The organism is Lysinibacillus sp. FW301-JW8 (genome assembly GCF_058788755.1).
In genome coordinates this window covers 67,201-82,636 of sequence record NZ_JBYTBB010000005.1, presented here as the reverse complement: position 1 = coordinate 82,636, position 15,436 = coordinate 67,201, and the positions used below count along the sequence as shown (strand labels likewise).

General features: G+C 38.3%; 17 protein-coding genes. All 17 read left to right on the top strand.

All coding sequences use genetic code 11. The features are described 5' to 3' along the window. The first annotated feature begins 13 nt into the window (after positions 1–13). The 17 genes from AC3WOM_RS03585 to AC3WOM_RS03505 all read left to right on the top strand — a co-directional run bounded on the left by AC3WOM_RS03585 (position 14) and on the right by AC3WOM_RS03505 (position 15,422). Positions 14–1,189, top strand: a complete 1,176-nt coding sequence (locus tag AC3WOM_RS03585; RefSeq protein ID WP_492445091.1) for a PBSX family phage terminase large subunit — start codon at positions 14–16, stop codon at positions 1,187–1,189. A gap of 12 nt (positions 1,190–1,201) precedes the next feature. Continuing rightward, a complete protein-coding gene (locus AC3WOM_RS03580; protein ID WP_492445018.1) occupies positions 1,202–2,617 on the top strand; it encodes a phage portal protein in 1,416 nt (471 codons plus the stop codon). An 11-nt stretch (positions 2,618–2,628) separates the two neighbouring features. Further along, a complete protein-coding gene (locus AC3WOM_RS03575) occupies positions 2,629–3,690 on the top strand; it encodes a putative phage head morphogenesis protein (protein WP_492445017.1) in 1,062 nt (353 codons plus the stop codon). A gap of 95 nt (positions 3,691–3,785) precedes the next feature. Continuing rightward, on the top strand, positions 3,786–3,971 hold the full coding sequence (locus AC3WOM_RS03570; RefSeq protein ID WP_492445015.1) for a hypothetical protein: 186 nt from the start codon (positions 3,786–3,788) through the stop codon (positions 3,969–3,971). Between the two features lie 211 nt (positions 3,972–4,182). Beyond that, positions 4,183–4,854 carry a DUF4355 domain-containing protein gene (locus tag AC3WOM_RS03565; protein ID WP_492445013.1) on the top strand — a complete coding sequence of 224 codons (672 nt, stop codon included), beginning with the start codon at positions 4,183–4,185 and terminating at the stop codon, positions 4,852–4,854. A 32-nt stretch (positions 4,855–4,886) separates the two neighbouring features. Beyond that, complete coding sequence (locus AC3WOM_RS03560; RefSeq protein ID WP_492445011.1) at positions 4,887–5,750, top strand: phage major capsid protein; 864 nt, start codon at positions 4,887–4,889, stop codon at positions 5,748–5,750. Positions 5,751–5,763: 13 nt separating this feature from the next. Continuing rightward, positions 5,764–5,922 (top strand): DUF7302 family protein, encoded by a 159-nt coding sequence (locus AC3WOM_RS03555; protein WP_492445010.1) that lies wholly within the window; start codon positions 5,764–5,766, stop codon positions 5,920–5,922. 8 nt (positions 5,923–5,930) lie between these two features. After that, on the top strand, positions 5,931–6,257 hold the full coding sequence (locus AC3WOM_RS03550) for a head-tail connector protein (RefSeq protein ID WP_492445008.1): 327 nt from the start codon (positions 5,931–5,933) through the stop codon (positions 6,255–6,257). After that, positions 6,244–6,564: a hypothetical protein gene (locus AC3WOM_RS03545; RefSeq protein ID WP_492445006.1), complete on the top strand. Its 321-nt coding sequence runs from the start codon at positions 6,244–6,246 to the stop codon at positions 6,562–6,564. Before AC3WOM_RS03550 ends, AC3WOM_RS03545 begins: the two co-directional genes overlap by 14 nt. A gap of 2 nt (positions 6,565–6,566) precedes the next feature. Then, positions 6,567–6,821: a hypothetical protein gene (locus AC3WOM_RS03540; RefSeq protein WP_492445005.1), complete on the top strand. Its 255-nt coding sequence runs from the start codon at positions 6,567–6,569 to the stop codon at positions 6,819–6,821. A gap of 105 nt (positions 6,822–6,926) precedes the next feature. Continuing rightward, the gene (locus tag AC3WOM_RS03535; protein ID WP_492445003.1) at positions 6,927–7,610 is read left to right on the top strand and encodes a hypothetical protein; all 684 of its coding nucleotides are present in this window, start codon (positions 6,927–6,929) and stop codon (positions 7,608–7,610) included. Between the two features lie 418 nt (positions 7,611–8,028). Next, the gene (locus AC3WOM_RS03530) at positions 8,029–8,448 is read left to right on the top strand and encodes a DUF3168 domain-containing protein (protein WP_492445001.1); all 420 of its coding nucleotides are present in this window, start codon (positions 8,029–8,031) and stop codon (positions 8,446–8,448) included. A gap of 11 nt (positions 8,449–8,459) precedes the next feature. Then, positions 8,460–9,212, top strand: coding sequence for a phage major tail protein, TP901-1 family (locus tag AC3WOM_RS03525; protein ID WP_492445000.1), 753 nt, complete (start codon positions 8,460–8,462; stop codon positions 9,210–9,212). A 68-nt stretch (positions 9,213–9,280) separates the two neighbouring features. Further along, positions 9,281–9,784 carry a tail assembly chaperone gene (locus AC3WOM_RS03520; protein WP_492444998.1) on the top strand — a complete coding sequence of 168 codons (504 nt, stop codon included), beginning with the start codon at positions 9,281–9,283 and terminating at the stop codon, positions 9,782–9,784. A gap of 50 nt (positions 9,785–9,834) precedes the next feature. Further along, the gene (locus AC3WOM_RS03515; protein ID WP_492444996.1) at positions 9,835–10,140 is read left to right on the top strand and encodes a hypothetical protein; all 306 of its coding nucleotides are present in this window, start codon (positions 9,835–9,837) and stop codon (positions 10,138–10,140) included. Positions 10,141–10,153: 13 nt separating this feature from the next. Then, positions 10,154–14,518 carry a phage tail protein gene (locus AC3WOM_RS03510; protein ID WP_492444995.1) on the top strand — a complete coding sequence of 1,455 codons (4,365 nt, stop codon included), beginning with the start codon at positions 10,154–10,156 and terminating at the stop codon, positions 14,516–14,518. Positions 14,519–14,525: 7 nt separating this feature from the next. Continuing rightward, positions 14,526–15,422 (top strand): phage tail domain-containing protein, encoded by an 897-nt coding sequence (locus AC3WOM_RS03505; protein ID WP_492444993.1) that lies wholly within the window; start codon positions 14,526–14,528, stop codon positions 15,420–15,422. The last annotated feature ends 14 nt before the right edge of the window (positions 15,423–15,436 follow it).

Sequence of the window (15,436 nt, the reverse complement as noted above, 5' to 3'; positions counted from 1 at the left end):
ACAACAAGCCGTTATGGATTCGTTCGTTAAAGAAAAACCTAAAATCATAGTCGCTAGTGGCGCTAAACGAGCAGGAAAAACATTTGTGTTTATCTTGCTTTTTTTAATGCACATTGCAAAGTATGAAGGACAAGGGCTATCTTTTATCATCGGTGGTGCTACGCAGGCGAGTATACGACGCAACGTATTAGATGATATGGAAATGATATTGGGCAAAGAATTAAAACTCAATAAGGCTAATGCTGTTACGATTTTTGGAAATAAGGTATACGTGTTTGATGGGGCAAAAGCAGATTCATGGAAAAAGGCACGTGGATTTACAGCAGCAGGGGCTTTCGTCAATGAAGGAACCGCATTACATGACACATTTGTAAAAGAAGTTATTTCACGTTGTTCTTACCCAGGAGCTAGAGTATTAATCGATACAAACCCAGAGAATCCAGCACACAGTATCAAGAAAGACTATATTGACAAAGATGGTCAAACTTTAGAAAGTGGTCGTTTGAACATTCGTGTCTTCCATTTTTCTTTATTTGATAATGACGAATTGGATGAAGAATACATTGAGTCTATTGTGGCAAGTACACCTTCAGGTATGTTTACAGATCGAGATATTCATGGTCGATGGGTAGCTGCAGAAGGTATTGTATATAAAGATTTTAAAGAGAAGGTACATTATGTTTCCTCACAAGAATTCGCCAAAAAGAATATTGTGAAATATTTTGCTGGCGTTGACTGGGGATATGAGCACTTCGGATCTATTGTTGTGTTAGCTGAAGATGACCAAGGTGATGTGTATTTGTGTGAGGAGCATGCTCATCAATATTATGAGATTGATGATTGGGTAAAGATAGCAAAAGATATTAAAGTACGTTACGGCAATATTAATTTTTATTGTGATACAGCTCGACCAGAACATATCGCACGTTTCAAACGCGAAAAAATACGAGCATTCAATGCAAAAAAGGCAGTTGTTGCAGGTATTGAAGAAGTAGCGAGACGTTTCAAACTGGAAAAGTTGTTTGTTGTACACGATAGAGTGAAGCGTTTTGGAGATGAAATTTTTCAATACGTGTGGAATCCTGGTACTGGGGAGCCAGTGAAATTGTGGGATGATGTTTTGGATTCGTTACGTTATGCAATTTATACGCATTATTATAAAGAAATCATCACAGGGAAGAACCGTTAAGGAGGTGGCATAGTGAACGAATACATTGCTTATATCGATGAGAAAGGGGTTACATCTCTGCTACTCGATAAGCTAGTAGAAGAAACCAAAGCTGAACGAAACAAACGATTACTCAACTATAATCGATATAAAACAGAAGTGTCAGCAGTACCGATTTTAACACGGAAACCTGCAGACTACGCACAAGGTAATGAGCATGTACAGCGCGTGGATGATAAGGTAAACAACGCTCTAAACAATCCACTCGATGCAGAAATAGTGGATACAAAGGTTGGTTATATGTTTGGTAATCCAATTTCATACGTAGTAGACAAGCAAGCTCAAAGCCTAGCTAAACTATCAGAGGCGATTGAGCTTTTTAATTTGCGAAATTCCATTGATGATCTTGATAGCGAATCAGGAAAGAAAACGGCTATTTGTGGATACTCAGCACGGCTGCTTTACATCGATACCGATGGAAATGAAAGAGCTATGGTTATTGATCCTTGGGAAACAATCATCCTCTCCGAAACGGGGGATGTTAGTGAGCCAAAGTATGCACTTCGGTATTTCAAGGTCGCAGAATTAGATGCTGAGGGAGAGAAAGTAGAAATAGAGCAGCTGGTGTTATATGATGCGGCAACAGAAAGGGTATATACACGTGCTGATAAAGATTCACCATTTTCTCTAAAGAATGAACGGCAACATTTATTTGACTACTGTCCATTATTCGGCATTCCAAATAATGAGGAGCTTCAGGGTGACGCTGACAAAGTATATAAGTTAATCGATGCTTATGATCGAACGCTATCAGATGCATCCAATGAGATTGAACAGTGGCGTCTAGCATATCTAGTGCTTAAAGGTATGGGGATGGATGAAGAAGATGCTCAAAAAGTTGCTCGAACAGGCATTTTTGAGTTAATGGGTGAAGATGATGACATTAAATATCTAACCAAAGAAGTCAATGACCAGATGATTGAGAACCATTTGAATCGTCTAGAAGAGAATATCATGCGTTTGGCTAAGAGTGTGAACTTTAGCGATGAATCGTTTGCAGGGAATGCGAGTGGCGTGGCTATGAAGTTTAAGATTATGGCTTTAGAGAACAAGTGTAAAACAATGGAGAGAAAGTTTACGACAGCTTTACGCTATCAATTTAAGGTGTTGTGTAGTGCCTGGGCAAAGAAGGGCATTTGTGCGAAAGAGGATTATTTGAAGCTGTGGTATGAGTACAAACGAAACATTCCTATTGATTTACTGTCTGAAGCTCAAGCGTCACAAGCGTTGCAAGGTCAAGTTTCAGAGCGTACCCGTCTTTCCAAGATGTCAATTGTCGATGATGTGGACTTCGAGATTGAAGAAATGCAGAAAGAAAAAGAACAGTTCCAAGGTGAATTAAAAGGCTTGGAGCGTAATAAAGATGAAATTGATAACGATGATGAATAAGTGGTGATTATATGGACCAACTAAAAATCTTCGAACGTTTACAAAAAATCTATGAGCGATACAAAGAGAAATTCGAAAAGCAATACTCTCGTCTACAAAATCGTATAGTCAAAGCATTGCAAGAGGCTTATGAGAAGTATGGAAACAACCTATCAGAATATCGTAAATACGGCAGGCTGGAAGCGCTAAAGAAGTTATTAGATGCCGTCTCTACAAGGGAGTATCAGAGGCTATTAGAAGAATCAGAGGAGATGCAAGAAGAGACGTTTGACAAGACGTACTTATTGTATACGTACCTGGTTTATATGTACCTCAGCAACGAGGAAAATAATTTACTGAATATCACAAGCACAGCAACTGGTACAAGTGCTGCAGTAGCAATCATCTACTGGTTATTAAAGAATCGCAAACGACTACGTACAGAGTTTTTAAAAGCGACAGAGTATGAAACTTTGCTCCGATTTAAAAAGCACAAAGATGATTATGTTTACAGTATCTTTATTGATACTCAGGATCATCTAAAAGCAGAAACAGACTTCATAGATATTTCTAAGCAAGTAAAAAAGCGTACTGAATCAGCCAAAAACAACGGGCTCAAACGGCTACTGGAGATGTTTAATACCGCAATTAATTATGTCCAGGAAAAAATATATGACGCACTCAAAGGTAAGATTGACGGTGTAGAAAAGATGTGGATTTCTATGCGTGACATGCAAGTAAGGCATGCTCATCGGATACTCGATAGCCAATTCGCAGATGAGGAAGGATATTTCCATTATGCAGGAGATAAAGCTAAGCGCCCAAAAACCTGGAAGGATCCAAGTATGAATTATGGTTGTCGTTGTAAGATATTACTTTTGTTTGGAGGCAAAAATCCAATGTTTAGCAGGGTATATGATTATCAGGATCCGCAGTATCAAATAAAGCTTGCTGAGCGCATCGATGAGCTGTTACCTAATAAAACGTATCTTCAATCATTGAAACAGGCCCAAGATGAAATTAAGCCGCCAAAACGAACTGTACCTTACATCACATTCGAGGATTGGCTTGAGGAATACGGAGAGAAAGGATGATGACAACAAAGGATGATCTTGCGATAACGAGTGATAATGGTGTAATATAGCTTCAACAAATAATGCGAGCTTTGACATGAAAAAGGACGGATGTTATGAAATATAATAAATCAATTATGCTGAAGCTTATCAATGAACATCGAGCGTTGCATGATGAATTAAAAAAGCTAAAATCTGAAATGGGTTTAGAGAAAAATTTCGCAGTAAAGGCATTGTATCATTCATATGTTGCAGAGGATGGTCCTTACATGAAAGAATACCAGGATTTAGAGCTATTATAATAAATCATGGTGCCACTAACAAATAGTTGGAGATATAAGTGAAGATCTTTAGTACGAGAAGTTAATACTAAGTTTGTGAATCAAGCCATTCATTTTGAGTGGCTTTTTATTTTGTCTTTCATCTCGCAGACGCTATAAAGAACGGGATCAAATACACTTATGAACAATTTAGGGATTCATTTGAGTAACTAAATTGGGCAAGGAGGAAATTATGAATCAAAATCCATTCAACTTAAAAACTTTAATACCTTTAGATATTCAAATGCTTGCAGGAGAAGGAAATCCTAATCCAGAGCCAACGCCTAAACCTACACCGGAGCCAGCACCAGGAGGAAACGTTCAAGGGGCTACGTTGAATCTAGAATCAGTACAAACATTTCTAAATGACAATGAAGATGGTAAGAAATGGCTACAATCATTTGCTGATACTCGCGTAACAGATGCCATTAAAACGTATGAAACTAAAACTCTTCCAAAGAAATTAGAAGAGGAGATTTCCAAGCGCTATCCACCTGAAACTGAGGAAGCAAAGCAGTTACGTGATTTAAAGGCGCAATTTGAGCAATCTCAAAAAGAAGCTGCACATGAAAAGCTATTTAATCAAGCGCTGTCTACAGCTACTGCAAAGAGCTTGCCGAGTAAATTGGTAGAGTTCTTTGTAGACGACGATGCTGAAAAGACAACTGCAAATCTTGGCATTCTTGAAGCTGAGTTTAATGCTGCTGTACAAGTAGAAGTAGACAAACGCTTCAAAGACGGTGGAACGCCACCACCACCAAAAGGCGGTAATCCTACAGCATTGACAAAAGAAGCTGTGTTGAAAATGACAACAGATGAAATCAATGCCAACTGGGATGAAATCGTTAAAAACAAATTACTATAATACCGCACTAGCGGTAAGGAGGAAATATTAATATGGCAACAACAAACTTTATTCCAACAATCTGGTCAGCTCGACTATTACACAACTTACAGAAGTCTTTAGTATTTGGTCAAGCAGGTGTTATTAATCGTGATTATGAAGGTGAAATCAAGGCTTATGGCGATACTGTGAAAATTAACGGCATTGGTGCAGTATCTGTTGGTGATTACACTCGTAACTCAGATATGACGGATCCTGAAGAACTTTCAGACCACACTCGAAGCTTAGTGATTGACCAATCTAAATTCTTTAATTTCCAAATTGATGATTTAGATAAAATCCAACAAAATCCGAAATTGATGGACGCTGCAATGCGTGAAGCTGCTTATGCGTTAGCTAATGTGTCAGATCGATTTATTGCGTCGCACTATGTACACGCTGTAAATACAATCGGTACTGATGCAGCACCTGCTGATGTTGATAAAACCACTGCTTATGAAGCTTTAGTAGATTTATCAACTAAACTGGATGAATCCGACATTCCAGTAGAAGGACGCTTTGCTGTGCTGCCACCATGGTATGAAGGATTGTTATTAAAAGATGACCGTTTTGTAGCTTCTGGTGCATTACCAGCAGATGACCGTTTAATTAACGGTGTAGTAGGTCGTGCAGCTGGCTTCTTACTTTTGAAATCTAATAATGCACCGACAATTGAAGCAGGAGCTGGAGTAGAAGGAAATTCAAAGGTGATCGCAGGACATAATATGGCTTGGACGTATGCAGAACAAGCAGCACAAGTGGAAGGTTATCGTATGGAAAAACGTTTTGCTGATGCAGTCAAGGGTCTACATTTATACGGTGCCAAAGTGACACGTCCAGAAGCACTAGCAGTATTATCAGCTAAACGTCCACAATAAGGAGGGATAATTCGTGTTAGTTAAAAACTTAAAAACAGATATTACATGGGCGGTCACTGAGGAACACGGTGCCCGTCTTTTACGTACTGAAGATTTTGAAGAAGTGGAAGCACCAAAGCCTAAACGAGCTCCATCAAAGAAAACCGAAACTGATAATGAAGTAGAAAAGTAGGTGTTCTTATGTGGGAACCAACACAAGAAGAAATAGATCAGCTTAAACGATTAAATGGCGATACAGGAGCTAAGCATGAAGAGTTTTATTGTGCGATGGCACCTGTTTTATTTGATGTAGCAAAAGACCATTGTAATGGCAAATGGGAACCTTCAGAAATGCCTCAAGGGGTTCGTTTGTTCATTGCTAAAGCTATTCAGTTTAATATGCAAAAAACTGGACTAACTAGCCGGAGAATGGGGTCTGTTTCGTATTCTTATGATACAGAGTTCCCGAAAGCCATCTGGACCTATCTAAGACCTTACAAGAAGGTGAAGTTTCATGCTTTACGATGAATTTCCGCACGTTGCAAAAATAAAAGAGGAGAAGTCTGTTCCTAACGGTTCTGGCGGTTCTACAAAGAAATGGGAAGTAATGAGTGAATTTGAATGTTTCATGGACACACCATCAACATCTAGGTTAGTGGAGATGAAACAATTAGGCGTGTCATTCCATCGTGACATGTACTACCCTTATGATGGGATTGAAATTCCTGTGACGGCTCGTATAGAGTATGAAGGTGTTGAGTATACAGCTGCAGGAGATGCAGAAGACCAGGGCGGTATGAATGAAATAATGCGTTTGCCTTTAAAGAGGGTGTAGTAATGGGTATCACAAAGCGGGGAAATAAACGTGTACAACGTGCTCTTAAAAATTGGCAAGATGACATCATTGAAGAAATAAAGCGTATTATCAGTAACACAACTCTGTTATTAGAAAAAGAGTTGAAAGCTAGAATGCCGCATGAAACTGGCGAGATGGCTCAATCCATTAACGTGAAGTTTGATGCTGATGGCTATGGTGCAAAGCTAGAGATTGGAGCCTTTTATGCGATAAACGTATGTCGCCTCTATTGGTAACAATAGATGTTTAAGAATCGGGGAAAATCGGTGGAAATCTTTTATTTATATTAATTATGGTACGGGTTATAATAGAAATAACATATATAGAAAGGTGGATTTCTATTGACTGTACGTAATGAAAAAGGGCAATTTGTGACAGGACAAGGGATTAATGATTTAACAGGTCAACGTTTTGGCATGTTAGAGGTTATAGAGATTTCTGAAAGACGTGTAGGTCGCAAAACATATTGGGTGTGTAAATGCGACTGTGGCAATTTAAAAGAAATTCGTAGCGATGTACTAACAAGTAAACGTGAACCTAAAACAGTTTCTTGTGGTTGTTGGAAAAAGAAAGTTGTCGCTGAGCATGTTGTTAAAAATCATAAACACAAAAGTAGTGGAACCCGTTTATATCATATTTGGCAAAATATCAAAGCTAGATGTTATAACAAAAATGACAACAGTTACAATAGATATGGTGGACGAGGCATTAAGGTGTACGATGAATGGCTCAATGACTTTAGCACATTTAAAGTATGGGCAGAAGAAAGTGGTTATGAAAATCATTTGTCAATTGAAAGAATTGATGTTAATGGTAATTACGAACCCAATAATTGTACTTGGATTGAATTCGAAGATCAAGCTAATAACAGACGTCCAACAATTTGGATTGAATATAATGGTGAGCGATTAAATTTAAAGCAATGGTCAAAGAAGTTAAATATCAATTATGGCACAATTGTCAGTCGTTACAATCGAGGTAAACGTACGTCAGAAGAATTATTTGCCCCTGTAAAACAAAGATAATACCGAGGTAACTCACTAGATTTCGAAAGGCTGGTGAGCACCGTAGAGCGTAGGATTGAATAAATATAATATCCCAAGAGTCCCCGACAGCCAATATAGGTTGTCTTTTTTGTTGGTTGAAAATGTACGCCAAACTGGGTTGGAATAGACCAACCGATGCAAATGAAGGTGACTTCCAGAGCATGAGATAAAAAACTCATGGTTAATAACAAATGATACGTAAACTACGGTACTGGCATTTACGCTCAAGGACCAGGAGGAAGTAGGGCAAAGAAAATCCCATGGGTTTACTTTAATACTCGCTGGGGTCGCTTTGTTTTAACTCACGGCCAACGAGCACAATTCTTCTGGGAGCAAGCTGTAGACGAGGCATCGGATTATTTCATTAAAGAATTTCGTAAGTTAGGGAAGTGACAATATGGCACTACCATTTTTAGAATTACAGAAGGCGGTGTATCAGAGGTTATCCAATGATGCAGCGCTTTTAAATTTGGTTGCAGGTGTTTATGACCATGTAACCGAAGATACTCCATTTCCCTATGTGTATCTTGGTGAACCGTTATTGAACATAGACCAGGAAGTGAAGGTTGAGGAAATTGCCGAAGAAACGATTGCCATACATGTCTACCACAATCAAGCAACTAGCGGTGAGTATGGAAATGAAAAAGTGTATGCAATCTTAGAGACCATTCATGTGGCACTGAGATACAAAATAGAATTGCCATCTTATGAAATTATGCAAGTAACACCACGTGAACCACGTGTCTTTGACGACATCGATAATGTACAAAAACACGGTGTTATTACTTATAAATACAAACTATTAAAAACGAAATAGGAGGATCCGCAATGGTAAAAATTATTTTGGTACAACCTACTGATAATGTTTTAGGAGCTGATGGTTTAGTACCAGGTTTCCAAACAGATTATTCGCATAGTTTAGAGCGTGATAACTCTACTGAAGCTACAAAAATGGGCTCCATTTCAGCTATCGGTACCTTAACAGAAACGATGGAACTGTCCATGTATGGGCGTAAAGGTGATGCAGGACAGAAAGCCATCTACCGTGCAATTAAGGTCGGAAAAGAGTTAAAGGTTTGGGAAGTTGAAACAGAAAAAAATGATGAAGGTACGCATGATGCTAAGTTTGCCTTTGCTGTGGTGGATTCGTTTGAAACATCTAGTCCAGTGGAAGGGTTAGAAGAATTGTCTACATCAATGACAGTACAAATTGAATCAGCAGAAGGTGAATTTATGGATTTACCGCCAGGACTTATTAATTTTGCGAAATATGGCTTCCAGCTACCGGGCGATACTACTGGTGATTCTAGTAACATTGTTAATAAAACAAAGGTTACTGGCATTACAGTGACACCTGATACGCTCAGCCTAACACCAACAGATAAGCAACAATTAAGCGTAGAAATTACACCGGCTGATGCTTCAAATCAGTTTGTAGCATACGCATCATCTAATAAAGATGTAGCTACAGTTTCACCAAATGGACTAGTGACAGCTATAGCAGATGGTACTGCAACAATTACAGTCACATCAAAAGATAATCTTGCAATTACTGATACAGTGTCTGTAACAGTTTCTTAATAATCAATGGACGGACTTAGGTTCGTCTTTTCTTATGTCCAAAATCAAACAGAAAGAAGGAAAAGAGAATGGCTACATTAACAGTTAAAGAGAAGGAATACACATTAAAATGCTCTATTATGCTCGATAAATTACTGAATAAAGTAATTCCAGAACCAAAAACGAAAGACAGTGAATCACAAAGAGATAAACTGTCAGGCGGGATCTCTAAGGTACTACCACAGCTGATTGAGCAAGACATTGAAGCACTTGTACATCTTTGGGAAGCAACAATTAAATTGCAAACAAAAAAAGCACCAACCCAAGATGAGATTCTTGAAGCAATTGATGAGCGAATGAATGCTGATGATGACGCAACGATTATGTTTACAGAAGTGTTTGAGGCAATTGAAGAATCGGCTTTTTCTCGAAACGAGTTGACGAAATTCAAGAAGAATATGCTGCTCGTAAAAGAGATGAAGCAGAAGGACGAGGAAGAAGTACAGAAAACAGCGCTAATGATGAAACGTATGTCCGAGGGGTACAAGGAGATCACTGGTCGCGATCTATTCGAGGAAAAACAGACGGCTTAACCTATGATGATTTTGAGCGTAACTGTGCAAGGTTCTTAGGTGTTTATGATGTGCAATTAATCTATTCATGGACACCTAGAGAGTATCGTAATTTCTTGCAAGGCTCTCAATTAGCAAAAATTGATGATCATGAGCGAGCAATTCAAGCTGCATGGATAGCTGGCGTGGTTTCTAAACCGAAAAAATCTCGAAAAGAAAACCCTCCTAAGAAATACTTTGATGCTGATAAAGCTCGTAAAGAAGTACTTTCAGGGACTGAAAACAAGCAACAAGTGAAATTAGACTTCACACTGTATGATCAAATGCGTGAAGAACTAAAAACATTTAATTGGCAGCTTGTAGAGAAGAAATCATAAAGGTGGTGAGTGTATGCCAGTTGAGCGCTTTAAAGCTGAAGTAGATGCAGACATAAAGGATTTTAAACGAAAAATGGCTGAAGTTGACCGTCAAATGCGAGAACTTGCAACAGGTGTGTCTGTCGAAATTAATGCTTCTATCAATGAATTTATAACAAAGGTGCAGCAGGTACAAGCGAGATTGCAACAACTAGATGCAACTCAAGCAACTGTTGAAATCGAAGCCATACTCAACGACTTTATGCAAGACATCCTACGTGCCAAGGCACTTGCACAAGACTTAGATAAAGAGTCCATTAAAATCAAAGTACATCTTGAAATGGATGCATTCTATACACAACTATCAATGATCAGAGCTGAAATCGATGCCCTAGAACGTGAACGTGTAAAAGTTAATGTTGAGATATCTCTTGGTAGTTTTATGATGGATTATGCTCAAATACAATCATTATTGGCTCATTTATCAGGTCAAAGTGGCAGTATCAAAATCGATGTAGACTTTTCAGAAGTGATTGCAGCTATCCATGAAGTGAAGCTTGCTATTTTAGCACTTAAAGATGTCACAATTGACATACATGCTGATATCACTGAGTTTTTACGAGGCGTTGTTATTGTTAATAGTCAATCCAAAAAACTGAAGAAGAACATCGTTATAAAGATTTGGGCTGATTATACAAATGCTATGAAATCGTATGCGAATACAGTACAAGCATTTGCTGAGGCTGGGCGACAAATTATAGGTGGGGCATTGCTCTCATTAATACCAGCTTTATCACAATTTTTATCAGCACTGGTAGGGTTAATCGGATCTTTAGGTGTCATGATTGGTGTGTTAGCAGGTCAGTTATTAATCTTAGCAAGTGCATTAAGTATTGCTTCGTTAGGGTTTGTTGGACTAGCTGCTGTTGCCATTCCCACAATTAAAAAATTATTTGATGAAACAGCCAAGTTAAATGCTGAGCAACAACAAGCAAAAGCTTCATGGGATGCTTTCAAGGGTACTTATGATGATCTAGTAAAATCGACTGAAAAACCTGTGCTACAAGCATTTACAAGTGCTATGCAAGGTGCTCAAAAGATACTTAAATCGTTAACACCAATGATTGAATCTGTGGCTATAAGTGCAGCTAAATTGATGGGTGCTTTTGATAAATCAATCAACAGTCAACCGATTCAAAAGATATTCGATACGTTCAATAAATACGGCGCATCGATCTTTGAGAATTTTGTTGCAGGTATTGGTCATCTTATAACTGGGCTAGGTAGTTTGATAGCAGCGCTTGCACCTGCAGCTGAGGCATGGTCCAAAAACTTTAATGGTATGATGCAATCCTTTGCCTCATGGGCTGATGGCTTAAGTCAATCCGAGAAATTCCAATCGTTTATAAGTTATGTACAAACCTATATGCCTGTTATTTCAGATATATTTGCAGATTTAACAATGGGCATTATTGCATTCTTTACTGCGTTTGCTGACATGGGTGGTAGCTTCATGACACATCTTGCAGGCATGATGGAAAGTTTTAGAGCGTGGGCTGAAACGTTAGGAGAAAATCAGCAATTCCAACAATTTTTAAGTTTCATTCAAGCTTCAGCACCAGCTGTATTAACATTGCTAGGCAACCTTTGGGATTTAATTATTAATCTAGGGATTGCATTCGCTCCTATGGGCGCAATTGTTTTGGATGTCGCCAACTCATTCTTAGAATGGTTTAACAATTTATTGCAGACAAATCAAACTGCAGCTAAATTAGTTGCTCTATTCCCGGTAGTATTGGGCGTTATCTCAGCATTAGCACCAGTAATTATTTCTGTTGTATCAATTTTCGGGAATCTTGTTGCTGCTATAGTTCGTGTCTTGCCACATTTATCAAGCTTTTCAACGATTGTCACAAAAGTAACTGATATTGTCACTAAAGTTTGGGGGCATTTATCCAAATTAGGGGCTGTTTTTGCGTGGCTTACTACACCTGTAGGTATAGCAGTAGCTGCAATTGCTTTAATTATCTCGGCTCTCGTACTTGCATATAACAAGGTAGATTGGTTCCGTGACTTGGTTAATAAAGCCTGGACGTCCATAAAAGAAGTAACAACTAAAGCTTTTAAAGCAGTATATGATACTATCTCGAAAGCACTCGAGGAAGTTGTAGCATTTGGTAAACAGATACTGGGGAAATTCGAACAGTTTTGGGAACAACATGGTGAATCTATTTCGTCAATTGTTAAAACGACATTTGAATTCATTTATGGCTTTATCGCAAATAACTTGAAGCTCGTTGGTATAGTAATTAAAACAGCTTGGAACGTAATCACAAAAATATTTAGTGCTGCGTGGGACTTGATAAAAGGAATTATACAAATAGCGATTGATTTAGTATTAGGTATTGTGTCTACAGGTATGTCTCTCTTGCAAGGTGATTGGGAAGCTGCATGGGATACAATTGTTGAAACAGCTAAGTCAATTGGTACAACTATTGTTGAGACATTCGGCAGCATAATAGATAAGGTTTGGCAAATAGGCGTAGATATCATTAACGGTTTAATTGAAGGTATCACTTCTATGTTTGAGTCAGTAGCTAAAGCGCTAGGTAAGCTCACAGATAAAATTCCTCAATGGGTAAAAGATGCACTTGGCATCCATTCTCCTTCTCGAGTAATGGCGGCAATTGCTAAGTGGATTCCAGCAGGTATTGCTAAAGGCATCATCGATAACATCAATGTTGTGCGAACTGCATCAAAAGAGATGGCACAAGCTACATTCCCTGACTTTTCTCGAGAAATAAAAGCGTCACAGGCACAGATTGAAGGTGCTCAAAAAGCCGTTAGTCGTGCCATTTCTGATAATAATAGTGAAATTAAAGAATTAAACCGTAATGCAGCACAAGAGATTTATAAAATCCAAGACAAGTTGGCGAAGGACCTCAATGGCATTACTAGTAAAGCAACTAAAGGAAAAAGTAAGACAGTTAAAGCCGGAAATGCTGAGATCACTAAGCTTCAACGTGATGCAAATAACCAAATACTTGAAATACAACGGAAGCTTGCAGAAGAAACCAAGAAGGTCAATGATACTGTCAATGCTGATAAACTACAGTCTCTCCAAGAATATATAGACTTGCAAAAGGAATTGTATGGCTTGAGTGCTGCAGAAGAATCAGCTTACTGGAAATACGCATCAACAGCTTTCAAGGATGGCACAGACGAAAAAATTAAGGCTCTTAACAAGTATAAGTCTGCTCATAAAACTGCCATGCAAGATCAGTTTAATGCTGAGACAAATATGATAGATGCCTTAGTAAAATACGGGAAGATGTCACTAAAAGAACAGCTACTAGCCTACGAGGATTACATGAAAAGCTATGAGATTGGTTCTGCAGAGCAGATTGCTTATGAAGAACTGATCTACGATAAGAAGCTGAGTTTGTATAACAATATTAAGTCACTTGCTGATGATTACTATTCGAAAATGAGAGACATCAATCAGAAGCTTATCGATGATGAAAAAACTTTACGTGATGAATATGAGCAAACGTACAACAGTCGTGTAGAGGCTATCAAAAATACTTGGGGCTTATTTGATAAGGTAAATCTGACTGAGATGGTGACCTATAACGAAGATGGAACTATTAAAGATCAAATAAATTTACTCGAGAATATGCGTGGTCAAGTCAATGCTTTACGAGGCTGGATGAATGACTTATTTGTTCTTGAAGCAAAAGGTATTGATAAGGATCTTCTAGCAGAATTGCAATCATTAGGAGCTAAATCAGGCGCTGAAATTAAGGCTCTTACACAAATGACTGCATCTGAGTTAGAAGAGTATCAAATGTTGTGGAAAACAAAAACAGAGCTCGCAAATAAACAGGCAACTACTGAACTTGCTGGTGCTCGTAAAAAGATGGAAGATGAGATTGCTCAATTGCATATCAATGCTGAGAAAGAGCTTCAAGCACTATCTGAGACGTTTATATCTGAAGTGAATGAGATGGTAAATGGTGCTGAAGATGAATTTAATGTAATGACATCAACCTTGCCTGAAATTGGTGCAGCAGCTATCCAAGGGTTAATGGATGGCATGAAGTCGATGAAAGGGAATCTGCAAACTACTGTGAAAGGTATTGCCAATTCTGTTTCTGGAACCTTAACTAATTTATTAACAAATGATGGCAGTTATCAAAGTTCTATAGCTGTCAATGCTTTGTCTGGTGCTCTAGCAGGAAATGCTAATCGTTTGTTAAATGCAGCTGATGATATTGACGATGAACAACAACCTATTAATATTAATCTTAATCAAGGTTGGAATGGTGAAACAGTTGAGACATGGCTTGATCAACGTAGTGCAACAAATCTTAAACTAAAAACTTTTAAGAAAGGATGACGTCATAATGGCAATCTTAGAGACAATGGATGGAGTACGTCATGATTTAACCAAATATGGTGTCCCTGTCCTAAAAGTAGCGCCAATCGATATTATGTACAACTCAGAAAACATAAAAGGTAGACCAGGACGTAATCGAACGGAACGGTACCATGGTGTTCGTAAGTTGCAACTGACTTTGTTATTACAAGCCAAAAACGTTACTGACACTGAACTGTTAACCGATAAGTTGGCTGATATCTTAGATGGTGATGAAGAATTTTATATTTATCAGCAACTAATGACAGATAGTTATAAATTCGAATTACCTGGTGATTCATCATTCAAAAAAGCTTTGGATAATGTAGAGTGGACACCTCACATGTACAAACGCTGGAAGGTAGAACGTATAAACAATGATGCTGTCGAATGGAACGGTTTACGAGGTAAGCGAGTCATTGAGTTTGAAACAAGTGACTTGCCTTACGGTGAGACACCTTTCACAAGTCAGCAGCTTTTAGACAAAGAGTGGGATTTAGATCAAATTGCATGGGGCCTAGGTTTTGAATGGGACGACGATTCACCACAATTTACATTTGCAAGTAACAATTTTACTCTAAAAAATTATGGTCAAGTAACTATCAATCCAAGGTATATGCCATTACGAATTGTCTTGCGTGGTAATTTCTCAAGTGGAGTAACCATTAGCAATCAATCAACAGGTGATACTTTTGCGTATAACGGCTCACTTACAGCCAACGACACAATGATCATAGATGGTGTGAGCTATTTGAAAAACGGTCAGCACATTACAGGACAAACCAATAAAAAATTAATATCACTTAAACGTGGGGTAAATCAATTTGTGATTAGTGGCGGTATTGTCGCTTCAATCAGTTTTGATTTCCCTTTTTATTTTAGGTAAACAAGGAAGGTGAT